Source organism: Ruegeria sp. YKSD179 (genome assembly GCF_059612885.1).
This window is the reverse complement of sequence record NZ_JBXWRL010000012.1, coordinates 19,564-34,132: the sequence shown is the minus strand read 5'-3', so window position 1 is coordinate 34,132 and position 14,569 is coordinate 19,564. Positions and strand designations below refer to the sequence as shown.

Annotated in this window: 17 protein-coding genes; 13 read left to right on the top strand and 4 right to left on the bottom strand. The window is 54.2% G+C overall.

Annotated elements, in window-relative coordinates:
• Positions 1-79 precede the first annotated feature (79 nt).
• Genes AC2FNE_RS08980 through arsC form a run of 4 tightly spaced genes read left to right on the top strand, consistent with a single transcriptional unit; the run spans position 80 to position 2,239 of the window.
• Positions 80-418, top strand: a complete 339-nt coding sequence (locus tag AC2FNE_RS08980; RefSeq protein ID WP_170605050.1) for a DUF952 domain-containing protein — start codon at positions 80-82, stop codon at positions 416-418.
• Positions 415-846 (top strand): DUF1330 domain-containing protein, encoded by a 432-nt coding sequence (locus AC2FNE_RS08975; RefSeq protein ID WP_170473023.1) that lies wholly within the window; start codon positions 415-417, stop codon positions 844-846. Before AC2FNE_RS08980 ends, AC2FNE_RS08975 begins: the two co-directional genes overlap by 4 nt.
• Positions 843-1,901, top strand: coding sequence for a quinone-dependent dihydroorotate dehydrogenase (locus AC2FNE_RS08970; protein WP_170605048.1), 1,059 nt, complete (start codon positions 843-845; stop codon positions 1,899-1,901). The genes AC2FNE_RS08975 and AC2FNE_RS08970 overlap by 4 nt, the downstream gene beginning before the upstream one ends.
• A complete protein-coding gene (gene arsC / locus AC2FNE_RS08965) occupies positions 1,898-2,239 on the top strand; it encodes an arsenate reductase (glutaredoxin) (RefSeq protein WP_170605316.1) in 342 nt (113 codons plus the stop codon). The genes AC2FNE_RS08970 and arsC overlap by 4 nt, the downstream gene beginning before the upstream one ends.
• On the opposite strand, the gene AC2FNE_RS08960 is transcribed toward arsC, so the two are convergent.
• The 3 genes from AC2FNE_RS08960 to AC2FNE_RS08950 are packed head-to-tail and all read right to left on the bottom strand — an operon-like array spanning position 2,236 to position 4,493.
• On the bottom strand, positions 2,236-3,552 hold the full coding sequence (locus tag AC2FNE_RS08960) for an MATE family efflux transporter (RefSeq protein ID WP_496805206.1): 1,317 nt from the start codon (positions 3,550-3,552) through the stop codon (positions 2,236-2,238). The genes arsC and AC2FNE_RS08960 overlap by 4 nt on opposite strands.
• Positions 3,552-4,073 (bottom strand): PaaI family thioesterase, encoded by a 522-nt coding sequence (locus tag AC2FNE_RS08955; RefSeq protein WP_170605044.1) that lies wholly within the window; start codon positions 4,071-4,073, stop codon positions 3,552-3,554. The genes AC2FNE_RS08960 and AC2FNE_RS08955 overlap by 1 nt, the downstream gene beginning before the upstream one ends.
• Entirely contained in the window at positions 4,074-4,493 is a 420-nt protein-coding gene (locus tag AC2FNE_RS08950; RefSeq protein WP_170473031.1) for a PaaI family thioesterase, read from the bottom strand.
• 116 nt (positions 4,494-4,609) lie between these two features.
• On the opposite strand from AC2FNE_RS08950, the gene AC2FNE_RS08945 reads away from it, so the two are divergent.
• From AC2FNE_RS08945 to AC2FNE_RS08910, 8 genes are all read left to right on the top strand, one after another.
• The gene (locus AC2FNE_RS08945; protein WP_170605042.1) at positions 4,610-4,978 is read left to right on the top strand and encodes a MerR family transcriptional regulator; all 369 of its coding nucleotides are present in this window, start codon (positions 4,610-4,612) and stop codon (positions 4,976-4,978) included.
• A gap of 226 nt (positions 4,979-5,204) precedes the next feature.
• A complete protein-coding gene (locus tag AC2FNE_RS08940) occupies positions 5,205-5,606 on the top strand; it encodes a MerR family transcriptional regulator (protein ID WP_170605040.1) in 402 nt (133 codons plus the stop codon).
• 48 nt (positions 5,607-5,654) lie between these two features.
• Entirely contained in the window at positions 5,655-7,436 is a 1,782-nt protein-coding gene (locus tag AC2FNE_RS08935) for an acyl-CoA dehydrogenase C-terminal domain-containing protein (RefSeq protein WP_170605038.1), read from the top strand.
• Between the two features lie 56 nt (positions 7,437-7,492).
• Positions 7,493-7,705 carry a hypothetical protein gene (locus AC2FNE_RS08930; protein WP_170473039.1) on the top strand — a complete coding sequence of 71 codons (213 nt, stop codon included), beginning with the start codon at positions 7,493-7,495 and terminating at the stop codon, positions 7,703-7,705.
• Between the two features lie 68 nt (positions 7,706-7,773).
• Positions 7,774-8,412 (top strand): glutathione S-transferase family protein, encoded by a 639-nt coding sequence (locus AC2FNE_RS08925; RefSeq protein ID WP_170605036.1) that lies wholly within the window; start codon positions 7,774-7,776, stop codon positions 8,410-8,412.
• A 10-nt stretch (positions 8,413-8,422) separates the two neighbouring features.
• Complete coding sequence (locus AC2FNE_RS08920; protein ID WP_496805205.1) at positions 8,423-9,634, top strand: acetyl-CoA C-acetyltransferase; 1,212 nt, start codon at positions 8,423-8,425, stop codon at positions 9,632-9,634.
• On the top strand, positions 9,634-10,122 hold the full coding sequence (locus AC2FNE_RS08915; RefSeq protein ID WP_170605032.1) for a cupin domain-containing protein: 489 nt from the start codon (positions 9,634-9,636) through the stop codon (positions 10,120-10,122). The genes AC2FNE_RS08920 and AC2FNE_RS08915 overlap by 1 nt, the downstream gene beginning before the upstream one ends.
• Positions 10,115-12,316, top strand: coding sequence for a 3-hydroxyacyl-CoA dehydrogenase NAD-binding domain-containing protein (locus AC2FNE_RS08910; RefSeq protein WP_496805204.1), 2,202 nt, complete (start codon positions 10,115-10,117; stop codon positions 12,314-12,316). The genes AC2FNE_RS08915 and AC2FNE_RS08910 overlap by 8 nt, the downstream gene beginning before the upstream one ends.
• A 50-nt stretch (positions 12,317-12,366) precedes the next feature.
• On the opposite strand, the gene AC2FNE_RS08905 is transcribed toward AC2FNE_RS08910, so the two are convergent.
• Complete coding sequence (locus tag AC2FNE_RS08905; protein WP_367648120.1) at positions 12,367-13,140, bottom strand: Hint domain-containing protein; 774 nt, start codon at positions 13,138-13,140, stop codon at positions 12,367-12,369.
• A gap of 412 nt (positions 13,141-13,552) precedes the next feature.
• On the opposite strand from AC2FNE_RS08905, the gene AC2FNE_RS08900 reads away from it, so the two are divergent.
• Complete coding sequence (locus tag AC2FNE_RS08900) at positions 13,553-14,566, top strand: hypothetical protein (RefSeq protein WP_170473057.1); 1,014 nt, start codon at positions 13,553-13,555, stop codon at positions 14,564-14,566.
• Positions 14,567-14,569: the final 3 nt, after the last annotated feature.

Below are 14,569 nucleotides of genomic sequence, written 5' to 3'. Positions count from 1 at the left end.
ATCGTGCGACGTCAGCGGTAAAGAGTCAAAGGGGGAAATCCGTCTTGATTCCGCGCTTTGACCCGGGCATCACAGGGCCATGCTTATTTACAAGATTTTTAGGGCTGAAGAATGGGCAAAGCTGCAGGCGGATGGAGCGACCGACGGCGCACCGATTGATGTCTCGGACGGATATGTCCATTTCTCGACCGCCGAGCAGGCCGCTGAAACCGCAGCTAAGCATTTCTCGGGGGTCGAGGGATTAACGCTGTTAGCCTGCGATCCAGATTCCATGGGCAGCGATCTGACGTGGGAACCGTCACGTGGCGGGGCGCTGTTTCCGCATCTATACCGCCAGATTCGAATGACCGATGTGATATGGTCGCGTCCCCTGCCACTTGAAGGCCAGGCGCATGTGTTTCCAGAGGAAATGAAATGACGGGTTTCGTTGATCCTGAGCGCAAACAATTCGAAGCATTCAAAGCACTCGATCGCGATCATCCAATCGAGATGCTGAACCTTGTTCGTTTTCGGGCCAATGCAGTTTATCCCAAAGGTCATACGCTTGCTGACGCGAGGCTGACCGGGGCCGAGGCATATCATCGCTATGGTTTAGAAACCGCTCCGATTATCGCGCGATTGGGGGCGACAATCCTGTGGCGAGGAACTTTTCAGACAACGTTAATAGGCCCAGGCAACGAGTCTTGGGATGAGGTTTTCATTGCCCGTTACCCTACAGCACACGTTTTTCTGCAGATGGTAACTGACCCAGACTATCAAAAAGCGGTAGTGCACAGGCAAGCTGCCGTGGATACTTCGCGGTTGATCCGCTGCGCGCCCAGTCAGAGTGGAACTTCGTTCGGATGAAACTGACCGAGAAACTTGGGCTTTCCGCGCTGCATATGTTGGATCCGGAAACGGCCCATGGGCTATCCATCAAAGCGTTAAAATCCGGACTGGCGCCTATGCCCGGCCCGGTTACGTCTCCGCGCCTTTGCACACGGGTTGCGGGCTTGGACCTTCCCAACCCAGTGGGTCTGGCCGCCGGATTTGACAAAAATGCTGAGGCATTAGGCCCACTTTCGCGCGTAGGATTCGGATTTATCGAGGTCGGGGCAGCCACTCCCCGCCCCCAATCAGGCAACCCCAAACCGCGCCTTTTCCGATTGACCGAGGATGCGGCGGCCATCAATCGATTTGGCTTCAACAACGAGGGGATGGAGATCATATCGCAGCGTTTGGCCAACCGTCCGTCAGATGCCGTGATCGGTTTGAACCTAGGCGCAAACAAGGATAGCGATGACAGGCCTGCAGACTTTTCCAAAGTGCTGTTGCATTGCGCAAAACATCTTGATTTCGCTACAGTAAACGTGTCTTCGCCTAACACAGAGAAACTGCGCGACCTGCAAGGCAAAGCCGCGCTCAGCGCCTTGCTGAATAACGTAATAGAAACGCGTGACGAACTGCCTCGCGCCTTGCCGATATTTCTGAAAATTGCACCAGACCTTACCGATAACGAGCTGCAAGACATCGCGGACGTTGCCCAGGAAACCGGTGTAGACGCAGTGATCGCCACCAACACCACTCTGTCGAGAGACGGTTTGCAAAGTGCACACAAACATCAGGCCGGCGGCCTGTCAGGCGCACCTTTGTTCGAAAAATCCACCCGCGTCCTGGCTAGACTAAGTGAACTGACTGAGGGGAATATCCCTCTGATCGGCGTCGGCGGCATCAGCACTGCACAACAAGCCTATGACAAAATATGTGCGGGCGCGTCGGCTGTGCAGTTCTACACTGCGATGGTATTCGGCGGAATTTCACTAGCTGCAGAAATTGCGATCGGCCTGGATAAGTTGTTGGAACGTGACGGCTTTGAAAACGTGGCGTATGCGGTTGGAACAAAAAGAAAGGATTGGCTTTGATCGAATATTGGCACAACCCGCGCTGCTCTAAGTCACGCATCGGATTGGCATTGTTGGAGGAGAAAGGCGCAGTCCTCAACATTCGTAAATATCTCGAAGATACGCCGACCGAAGACGAGTTGCGAGATGTTCTAGAAAAACTCGACCTACCTGTCATCAGAATGGTCCGCACCGGTGAAAGACTGTTTAAAGAGGTCGGGCTAGCTAAAACTACGACGGATGCAGAGCTGATCCGAGCCATGGTTGACAATCCAATCTTGATCGAACGCCCAGTAGGAATTTCCGGAGATACAGCAGTCATCGGACGCCCTCCTGAAAACTTGCTGGCTCTGCTTTAGCCGATCTGCGCCTCAAGCCGCGGATAGCGCCAGCCCAATGTAACACCGCGCACAATGTTCAGAACCATAAGTGCCGCCCAAAGGCCATGGTTTCCAAATGCCGGAACCAAGATCGCCAAGGCAATCACATAAACGGAAACCGATTGGATCATAGCGTTTCGCATCTCGCGCGTCCAAGTCGCGCCGATGTAAATGCCATCGAACATCCAACTGGCCACACCGATGATCGGTGCAAGGGCCGCCCAAAACAGAAATTCGCGACCCGCTTCACGTACTTCTGGAGATGTCGCCATAAGATCGATCAGGGCAGGCCCGGCCAGAAAAAACACAAGCCCCAAGACAACCGCGCCACCCAAACCCCACTGAGAAGCCATCATTGACGCCTGTCGGACGCGTGCGCGATCACCTGCGCCAACCGCTCCACCCACCAACGCCTCAGCAGAAAAAGCGAAGCCGTCCAATGCAAACGCTGTGATTTCAAGAAATTGAAGCAGAACTTGATTTGCGGCGAGGTTCACGTCTCCCAGATCAGACCCAACGAACAAAAACGTAGTGAATGCACCGGTCAACAACACCGATCGCACCATTATGTCTCCATTGACTTGCATCATGCGGCGCAGGCGTGAGGCGTCAAATATACGCGGCCAATCTCGCCATTGGTTACCGCCGAAAGCGTCACCGCAAAGCCAAAGCCCGAGGGCCAGCCCTGTCCATTCCGCAATCAGGGTGGCAACTGCGACCCCTTCAACACCCCAACCCAATCCAAGGACGAACCAAAGGTCCAAAAGAATGTTCAGACCATTCATCCAGACTTGCAGTAAGAACACGCCCCGAGTCCGCTCAATGGCGATCAACCATCCGGTAATTGCATACAGCGCGATAGTTGCCGGCGCCCCCCAGATTCGTATCTGCAAGTAATCACGGGTCAGCATCTCCACCTCTGGGCTGGCCGGAGATAAGGCAAACGCGCCTAAAAACACCCAAACCTGAATGATGATAAAGAAAAAGCCTGCAACTCCGCCCAACAGAAGGCCGCGCATCAGCAAGGCTCCGGTTTCCGCAGTATCACCCGCGCCTCTGGCTTGCGCGGCCAGACCCGTCGTGCCCATGCGCAGAAAACCGAATATCCAGTAAATCGACGCCAGGATTACTGCGCCCATACCCACGGCTCCGATCGGCGCGGCCTGCCCCATCTGTCCCACCACGCCTGTGTCAACCGCCCCTAGTATTGGAACCGTGGCGTTGGACAGAACAATCGGCGCCGCGATCTTTAACACCCGCCGATGCGTAATAGGCGCTGCTGCGTCCTCCATCACCGGGGCTGGGTCTCTGGGTCCTGCGGCATCAGGAAATGTCCTGTTCCCTGCGCAAACAACTTGGCATGGTTGTCCTGCCACGCCTCGACCCGGACCGATGCATATCTGCGCCCAGACCGATTGATAAAGGCCCGCGCATACGCATCGCGCGGTAAGCCCGAACGTAAGTAATCAACCGTGAAATCAATTGTTTTGGGAAACCGGATCCTCTCATCAGTCACAATGTCATTAGCGTCGATTTCGCCAGTTTCGATTTTGGGGAACATGTTTTCCCAGCTCAGGGTGATTACAGCTGTCACTTCGAGAAATGCCGCCGTAACGCCGCCATGCAAGGCAGGCAAAAACGGATTTCCGATCAACTTCTCATCGTAATTCAAAATGCCGGTCAGTTCGTCCCCGCGCCGGTCAAAACCGATGTTGAGGAAACGAATATACGGCACGCCTTCGACCAGCGCCGTTAACGCGGCATCACGGCGTTGTTTGACCACTTGCATGGGTTCGGGACGAGGACGCGCCATTCACCGACCCTCCACGGTAAAGGCGCCCGATGCGGTAGCAACAGGTCGGTCAGCGTCATCGTCGGTTGCGGTTGCCCGCACAAAAGCAACGTTGCGGGTAATGTGATAGCAAGTTGCACGCGTCCGAATGCTCTGCCCCGGCGTCGCCGCGCGCATGTAGTCAATGCGCAGGTCAATCGTAGCCGTGCCTCCCGGGGTCGATGGGTGGCTCATGACTGCTGCACCGCAACATGTATCCAGCATGGTCGAAACTGCCCCGCCATGAATGACACCTGTTCGCGGGTCTCCGATCAATTGTTCATTATAAGGCATGGAAATCTCGGCCTCGCCTTCGCCGATATGGGTTAAATCTAGGCCCAGCGCTTTGGCATGGGGAATGGCCTCGATAAATTGGCGCGCTAATTCTGTCTTATTGACCATAGTGTTGCGTCCCGTACTGTGCACGCCCTTTATGAGCCGCAGGTCCGGCAAAGGGCAAGCCCACCTGTTGCGCTTGAAGCCACGACGCCCTAGGTTTGCTGCGGAGGAGACCAGGGATGTCCGACGACCGTTTGTCATTCAAAGAAATGTGTGCAGAGTTCGAAGTGACTCCACGCACCCTGCGTTACTACGAGTATATTGAACTGCTGCAACCGGATCGCGACGGGCGATCACGGTTCTACGGGCCACGAGAATGTGCACGCATGAAACTGATCATGCGCGGTCGGAAATTTGGCTTTCAGCTGGAAGAAATTCGCCAGTGGTTACTGATCTATGAAGATCAAGGGAACGAAGCGCAAATGGCAACCTTTGTTGAAATGGCTGATCGTCAGATGGAAGAGCTGAGAAAGCAACGGCAACAATTGGACGAGGCAATGGACGCGTTGCAGGAATTACGCGACCAGACCGCAAACTCGATACGCTGAAACGCCCGAGCACTTCTAAAGCGTCTGGTCTTGACATCGGTCCCAAGCCAATGCCGACCTCTACACAGAGGAATAATCTTACCCAAAACGCGGGATGACGTGACCTGATGTTACGTCAACTCAAAAGTGACGTAGCGTTTGCATTACGTAAACGTCATCTAAGTGTTGTATGTTCTCCATCGACTGCGCAATTCAGACACAGACGCCAGTGATGAGAGTTTGAAAAATGACCGAAGAACTGATGACAATCCGAGAAATGTGCGCGACATACGACGTCACGCCACGCACCTTACGGTTCTACGAGGCCAAGGAACTTTTATTTCCAATCCGTGAAGGCCAAAAACGTCTGTTCACCAAACGCGACCGCGCACGGCTGAAATTGATCCTGCGCGGCAAGCGTTTTGGCTTCAGCCTAGAAGAAATTCGCCAGCTTCTGGATTTGTATCACGTAGGTGATCAGCAACTGACCCAGATGTCCCGCACCTATGAAATAGCATGCGAGCGACTGGCAGACATGGAATTACGACGCGAAGAACTGACTCAGGCCATCGACGATCTGAAAGAGCAGTTGCGGTGGGGCGAAAAAGTTATCGCCTCGATGAAACAGGAAAAGAAGGCGGCCGAGTGATCCTCTCGCCAGCCTGCCACCCGAACATCTGAATTAAGGGAGCTTCAAATGCCCGTATTTAACGCGCCGACAAAGGACACTCAGTTCATTCTGCATGATGTTCTCAAAGTTTCGGAATCTGACATTCCGGGCTATGACGAGTTGGAGGCAGATTTTACCGCCGCAGTTCTGGAGGAGGCTGGAAAAGTAGCCTCAAACGTTCTTCACCCGCTGAACACGGTGGGTGACACCGAAGGCTGTCGTTTAGAAAATGGCATCGTCTACACCCCCACCGGCTTTAAGGATGCATTTGAGCAAATGAAGGAAGGTGGCTGGACTGGCCTTGACATGCCAGAGGAATATGGCGGGCAGAATATGCCTTATGTCATAGGCACCGCAGTGGGCGAGATGTTTTCTGGCGCAAACCAGGCGTTCGTGATGTACCAAGGCCTGACCCACGGCGCGGCTTCGGCAATTTTGGCGCACGGGTCCGATGCGCAAAAAGACAAGTACTTGCCCAACATGGTCAGCTGTGAATGGACAGGCACCATGAACCTTACCGAACCCCATTGCGGCACCGATCTGGGCCTGATGCGAACCAAGGCAGAGCAGCAAGATGACGGTTCATACAAGATTTCCGGTCAGAAGATTTTCATCTCGGCGGGTGATCACGACATGGCCGACAACATAATACACTTAGTATTGGCCAAGATTCCCGGTGGCCCCGAGGGCATCAAGGGCGTGTCTCTGTTCATCGTGCCCAAGTTCGTCGTAAACGAGGACGGCTCGCTGGGTGAGCGGAACGGTGTTTCGGTCGGCAAAATCGAAGAAAAGATGGGCATCCACGGCAATTCGACCTGTGTCATGAACTATGACGAAGCGACCGGCTGGCTGCTGGGCGACGAGCACAAAGGCATGCGCGCCATGTTCACAATGATGAACGAGGCACGACTGGGCGTTGGTATGCAGGGTCTGTCTCAGGCCGAGGCCGCGTTTCAGAACGCGCTGGAATACGCCAAGGATCGCCTGCAGGGTCGAGACGTGACAGGTCCAAAAAACCCCGACGGTCCCGCCGATCCGCTGATCGTACACCCAGATATCCGCCGCAGTTTGATGGACCAGAAAAGCTTTACCGAGGGCGCACGTGCATTCATTCTTTGGGGCGCCACTATGATCGATAAAGCGCATCGTTCAAGCGATAAGGACGCTGACGGCTTGATCTCTTTGCTGACACCGGTGATCAAAGGCTTTCTGACCGATGAAGGCTATGACATGACCGTTAAGGCGCAGCAGGTCTATGGTGGTCACGGCTACATCGAAGAATGGGGCATGTCGCAATACACTCGCGATGCGCGCATCGCGATGATCTACGAAGGCGCAAACGGCGTTCAGGCGCTGGATCTTGTCGGCCGAAAGCTGGCGCAGGATGGTGGCAAGCACGTCATGGCCTTTTTCGAAATGGTCAAGAACTTTTGCATAGAAAACGGCGGCAAAGACGAAGCTTACGACAAGGACTTCATTGAACCTCTGAAATCCGCGTCGAAAGACCTGCAGGCCGCTGGAATGTATTTCATGCAAGAGGGTATGAAGAACCCGAACAACGCTCTTTCCGGCTCCTATGATTTCATGCATATGTTCGGCCATGTCTGTTTGGGCCTGATGTGGGCAAAGATGGCCAAGGCCGCCGGAGATGCTCTGGAAGCTGGCGCGTCAGATAAGAATTTCTACGAGACCAAGATCAGTACCGGTCGCTATTACATGGCTCGCAGATTGCCCGCTACGGCAATGCATTTGGCGCGGATTCAGACCGGTGCAGACACGGTGATGGCGCTGGACGCAGCAAACTTTTGACCTCAACCTCGGGTCCCGGCAAACGTGCCCGGACCCGGCTCACCGAAGGGCACCAAATGCCGAAACGCTTTCGCCTTACCAGACGCTTTCCCGTTGCGATGACCGAAGACGGGTATCGCAAACTAAAAAGTTTTTCGCGCGAAGCGGGTTTGGACGAAGGCGAGGCCCTTTCGTTTTTATTTGAGAATTTCAACAGCGTGATTGATGAAGACAACCTGACCCACAGGTTACGTATCTTTAATTCCGAACTGGAATCGCGAAAGCGTTGATCCTCAAGCTCGCTCGCCATCAGACGAGCGGAGAAAAAGACAAATAGCGCCACGGGAGGGGCGATTGCATGACCATCAAATTGCACTGTTTCGGAGAAAGCGGAAACTCCTACAAGGCAGCGTTGGCGCTGGAAATGTCCGGATTGGAGTGGGAGCCGGTATTTGTCGACTTTTTCAACGGCGAAACACGTAAGCAGGAATTCCGAGACAGTATTAACGAGATGGGAGAGGCACCTTTCCTCATTGATGGCGATTTTCGAACCAGCCAATCCGGCGCCATACAGGCTTACGTAACCGAGAAATCAGGAAAATTCGGCGGTGCTTCCCGCGAAGAGAACTACGAGGTACTTCGCTGGGTGCTGTGGGATAACCACAAACTTAGCTCGATGGCAGGAATGACTAGATTCTTGGTAAATTTTTTACCGGAAGAACACCGTAACCCGGATGTGATCGCCTTCAATCAAGGGCGTCTGAAGGCTGCTTATCAGATTTTGGACTCCCACCTCGATGGCCGCGACTGGATCGTTGGCGATGGCGTAACCAACGCGGATCTTAGTTGCTGCGGATACCTGTATTACCCCGAACCATTCGGCTTTGATCGCGCCGACTGGCCAAATATCGACGCTTGGTTGACTCGATTGTCTGAGCAACCCGGCTGGAAACACCCCTATGACCTGATGCCCGGCAACCCGTCGGATCGCGCTTAAGGAGACACCCATGACCGAAGCATATATATATGACGCCCTGCGTACCCCACGCGGCAAGGGTCGGAAAGATGGCAGCCTGCACGAAGTAACTTCGGTGCACCTGTCCGCACAAACCCTTAACGCTATGAAAGAGCGCAATAATTTAGAAGGTCACGCTGTCGAGGACGTGATCTGGGGTAACGTCACACAAGTGATGGAACAAGGCGGCTGCCTGGCGCGTTCGGCGGTTCTGGCATCAGATCTGGACCAGTCCATTCCTGGCCTAGCGATCAATCGGTTTTGTGCTTCGGGCATGGAAGCAGTGAACCTGGCGGCAAACCAAGTCAAAGGTGGCGCCGGAGAGGCCTATATTGCCGGTGGAGTTGAAATGATGGGGCGCGTCGCCATGGGTAGCGATGGAGCCGCAATTGCTGTTGACCCCTCACTGGCGATAGAAACATATTTCGTTCCGCAGGGAATATCGGCTGATATCATCGCCACCGAGTACGGGTTTGATCGTGATCAGGCCGATGCCTTGGCGGTCGAGTCGCAAAAACGCGCGGCGAAGGCTTGGGAAGAGAACCGTTTCGAAAAGTCGGTGATTACCATCAAGGATCAAAACGGTCTGACCATTTTGGACCGCGATGAATACATGCGCCCTGGCACCGATATGCAAAGCCTTGGCGCATTAAATCCCTCATTCGCAATGATGGGAGAGCAAATGCCGGGCTTTGATAAGGTGGCTATGTTGAAGTACCCGCATCTGGAAAAGATCAACCACATCCACCATGCAGGTAATAGCTCTGGCATTGTCGACGGCGCAGCTGCAGTCCTGATAGGCAACAAGGAATTTGGCGGAAAATATGGTCTGAAGCCCCGGGCCCGTATCAAGGCGACTGCCAAAATCGGTACCGATCCGACCATCATGCTGACCGGTCCGGTGCCCGTTACCGAGAAAATCCTTGCGGATAAAGGCATGCAGATCAGCGATCTGGACCTTTTCGAAGTGAACGAGGCCTTTGCCTCGGTCGTTTTGCGTTTCCAGCAGGCGTTTGATGTTGATCCTGAGTTAGTCAACGTCAACGGTGGCTCAATTGCCATGGGTCACCCGCTGGGTGCGACCGGTGCGATGATCATCGGCACTTTGTTGGACGAATTGGAGCGTCAGGACAAGGAAACTGGTCTGGCAACTCTGTGCATCGCGTCGGGTATGGGCGCCGCAACTATCATTGAGCGCGTCTGATGCCAAAGCTTGACCTTTCTCGGATCCCTTTCAAGGGCGGCTCGTCCTATCCCGGCAAGTTGGCCGAGGCGACTGCTGGTCGTTTCGTGCAGCGCGTCGGTGATGCGGGCGGGCTGACTCAGTACGGTGCAAACATCGTTCGTTTGGAGCCGCAGGGTATGTCCTCACTGCGCCACTACCACATGGAGCAGGACGAATTCGCAATCATGCTCAGCGGCACCTGCGTACTGGTTGACGATAGTGGTGAACACCAGATGCAACCCGGTGACTGCGCTGCTTGGCCCGCAGGGGAACCGAACGGCCACCACCTTGTGAACAAGACCGACGTGCCCGCGACCTTTCTTGTGGTCGGAACGCGGACCCCGACCGAGACCGGCTATTACAGCGACATAGATATGATGGTGAAGGATGACGAAAACGGATTCTCTTTCACGCGGAAAGACGGCAGCCCGCTGACGGCTGACCAGATTGGAGATGACAATGACTGATTTCACTCTGACGAAAGACGGCGACGGCGTCGCCCTGATCACCTGGGATGTGCCGGGGAAAACTATGAATGTGATGTCGTTTGACGGCTTGGCGCAGTTGAGTGACCTAATCGACCAGGCGTTGGCCGATGACGAAGTAAAGGGCGTCGTCATCACTTCTGGCAAGGAAGGATCGTTCGCTGGCGGGATGGACCTGAACCTTTTGGCCGTTATGAAGGAACAGGCGGGCGACGACCCAGCCAAAGGACTGTTTGAAGGCACAATGCAAATGCACGCCCTGCTGCGTAAGATTGAATTGGCGGGCATGGACCCCAAGACAAAGAAGGGTGGCAAACCGATCGCGACTGCCCTGCCCGGTACGGCGGCTGGCATTGGTATGGAGCTGCCTTTATCTACGCACCGCATCTTTGCCGCTGAAAACCCGAAGGCAAAATATGGGCTACCCGAGATAATGGTCGGCATTTTCCCCGGCGCGGGTGGAACAACCCGAATGGTCCGCAAAGTAGGCCCCATTGCAGCGGCGCCCTTGTTGCTGGAAGGCAAGATGTTGGATGTTAAAAAGGCAAAAGGTGCAGGTTACGTTGATGACATCGCAGAAGATCCGGTTGCAGCCGCAAAGGAGTGGGTGCTGAACGCCAAGGATGCCGATTTGGTAAAACCTTGGGATGCAATAGGCTATAAAATGCCCGGCGGTGCGCCATACCATCCTGCAGGTTTTATGAACTTCGTCGGCGCTTCCGCAATGGTGAACGGTAAAACCCAAGGAGCATTCCCAGCAGCCAAGGCATTGCTGAGCGCGGTCTATGAAGGAGCGCTGGTTGATTTTGACACGGCACTTAAGATCGAAGCACGATGGTTCACCTCGGTGCTGATGAATCCGTCATCGGGTGCAATGATCCGCTCGCTCTTTTTAAACAAAGAAGCATTGGAGAAGGGTGCTGTACGTCCAGTGGGCGTTCCAGACCAATCGGTTAAGAAGATCGGTGTCCTGGGTGCGGGAATGATGGGTGCAGGTATCGCTTTGGTTTCGGCGCAGGCTGGGATGGAAGTCGTTCTGATCGATCGCGACCAAGAAGCCGCCGACAAGGGTAAAGCTTATACCGAGGCCTACCTGGACAAGGGCATAAAACGCGGCAAGACCACAGCTGAGAAAAAAGAAGGCATGTTGGCCCGCATTACTGCAACACACGATCTGGATATACTAAAGGGCTGCGACCTGATCATTGAAGCCGTGTTCGAGGATCCGAGCGTTAAAGCAGAAATGACAAAGAAGGTCGAAGCGATCATACCAGAGGATTGTATCTTTGCCTCGAACACCTCGACTCTGCCGATCACCGATCTGGCTAAGGCATCCGTTCGACCGGACCAGTTCATCGGCATCCACTTCTTCTCGCCAGTGGAAAAGATGTTTCTTGTTGAGATCATCAAAGGCAAGGAAACAGGGGATCGGGCGGTCGCCAAGGCATTGGATTACGTGCGACAAATCCGCAAAACCCCAATCGTCGTTAACGATGCGCGTTTCTTCTATGCGAACCGCTGCATCATTCCTTACATCAACGAAGGGTTGCGGATGATCACCGAAGGGGTCAGCCCGGTATTGGTCGACAATGCCGCGCGTCAACTTGGCTTCCCAGTTGGTCCAATTCAACTGAATGACGAAACTTCCATTGATCTGGGGGCCAAGATTGCGCGCGCTACCAAGGCTGCAATGGGGGACGCATACCAAGAAAGTCCAGCCGATGACCTAATTTTCTGGATGGAGGCAGAGGGCCGTCTTGGTCGAAAGGCAAATGCCGGCTTTTTTGACTATGACGACAAGGGCAAACGCACTGAATACTGGAAAGGATTGCAGGCGAAGTACCCGCATGCCGACAACCAGCCTGACCTGATTGAAGTGCAGGAACGTTTAATGTTCGCTCAGGTTCTCGAAGCTGTCCGCGCTCTTGAAGAAGGCGTTCTGGAAGATATCCGTGAAGGGGATGTTGGCGCTATCCTCGGCTGGGGTTTTGCCCCATGGTCGGGTGGACCGCTGAGCTGGCTGGACATTATAGGCACCCCATATGCGGCCGAGCGCTGCGACCAGTTGACCGAAAAATTCGGTGAACGTTTCGCTTGCCCACCGTTGCTGCGTGAAATGGCTGAAAACGGTCAGAGCTTTTACGGTCGGTTCAACCCAGAAACAAAGGCTGCCTGACAAATTGATGCAGGCGTGTGAAGCCACCTGCCTGCATCCTTAACATTCCATCAATTCTGCTGTCTTGCACGCATGACCAGAACAGTTGCACTTGGGCGACCCGGGCGACCTGAACGTCGAACCCCTAGCGTCGGGCGCATAGGGGAAACTGAATTTTTGTGGATGACCTTCGGTGGTGCGACCGAGGGGTCTGTAATTGCCGAAAAATTGCCATTTCTTGCCATCGCTTCAATGTATTCTGCGGCGGCGTCATCACCCAGAACCTCGTAGGTTGGCTGTCCCACCGCAGCTTGCCGGCGAAATCGGCAGGCCGTGCAATATGCCAGCAAACCGCCTTCGATGATTATCACTTCAGCTTGATCGAAAAACAAAGTTGTGACTTCAAACATTGTCGCGGGAGCATGCGATCGCAGTTCGCCTTTGCCGCCAAGCAATCTGGCGGGAACGATAGACAGGCCACTCATGGAAGAATCAAGCTTTTTAAGTTTCATTGCCACGCCTTGTTCTGGCAGAAGCCAGACCGGCCGCTTGTTGCCGACAGCCTGAGATGGCACATGAACCGGCAGACACTCGGCTCTTGTTTCACCTGAAGGAATTGCAACCGTATCTGTAGAAATCCGGCGTATTTCCCGTACACCGTCGTTCAATGTTCGGACAAGATCTCCCGGCGCCATGTGCTCCACCGACTTCCAGCCTTCTGGCGTTGCTATCTTAGTCCCATGCACAAATCCGCCACGTCTCGCGGATACTGCGCGCTGGCTGACCGCCCGCTGAATACTGACCGATTGAACAGAAGAATCAGGTAAACTCACTACTTTTAACACGTGCCGGCTCCCTTTAGTGGCACCTTCATAACGACCAAACAGTGCTAGCATGAAAACGGAGAGCGAGACTTCTTTTGGCCACATTTGAGCCGGCATACGGCCTAAATCGGCGCAATATCACTTTCTTAGCAAACAAAATTGATCTCAACCCATACTTTGGGCCGCTTTTGGAAACGAAAGCCTAGAATGGATTTCCCGCATTTTCCGATTCTGAGTCGATTTGAAGCAATCATTCATTCTGTTCCAGCGGCTTATTGTGCAAGAGCATTTTCTTCGTCGGGTTCTTGACTAAACAGCTGGCCAATGCGCGCTTAGTTGTTCCAGCCCATGGGCTATTCCGGTCGCAACAAGTTTGCGCCGAGGGATTGCAACATGCTAGAATTGAAAAAAATAATTCGAGCAGCATTTCAACATGACCGCCCTTAAACAATTCCAGCGGATCGAAGCCACGGGTTTGTGGCGCTCTTCACCCGAAGAGCAACGACGCGAGGTCGTCGTTTCGATCGGCGAGGCAACGCTGACAATCTCGGATTTTAACGACCGCGCACTGACACACTGGTCACTAGCTGCCTTGGTTCGCCAAAATCCGGGCTCCTTCCCGGCAATTTTCAACCCAGATGGCGATCCGGACGAGACGCTTGAACTGCCAAAGTCAGAGACCACGATGCTGGAAGCCATCGATCGACTACAACGCGCGATCGACCGGTCCCGGCCTCATCCGGGCCGCCTGCGCTGGGCTTCGGTTGGCGGGGTTGTGTTCGCCGTTTTGGCTGTATTGTTCTTGTGGTTGCCTCACGCTTTGCAAAATCATGTTGTTTCAGTTGTTCCGGAAATCAAACACCAAGAAATAGCCGCTGCTGTCCTGAAAAGGATCGAGCGTGTATCGGGAAAAGCCTGCACCTCAAGGGAAGCGATGGTATCGTTGCAGAAACTGGCGAACAGGACGGGTGTCAAACAAATTGTGATTGTGCCTGCCGGTGTGCCCGACGCCCTTAGCTTACCTGGCGGAACTGTGGTTTTAAACCGCGCTTTGGTTGAAGACCACGAAGACCCCGCTGTTGCTGCTGGATACGTCCTTGCAGCCCGCGCACAAGCGGCAGCACAGAATCCGCTGGACGAATTGCTGGATCGTACTGGGCCTATTGCCGCGTTCCGCCTGCTGACCACGGGCGAGTTAACATCCGACATCATAGACAGTTATACCGAGCAGGTCCTGACCGAACCGATCCCAAACGTTTCAGATACTGATCTTCTGGCGATGTTCGCACAGGCTGCCATGCCTTCCACTCCATATGCCTACGCACGTGACGTTACCGGAGAATCTGTGCTTGGCCTGATTGAAGCCGACCCGATGGCTGGCAGAGAGTTGGAACAGGTATTGCCGGATCGTGATTGGATCCAACTGCAGAACATCTGCGGTCAGTGATCA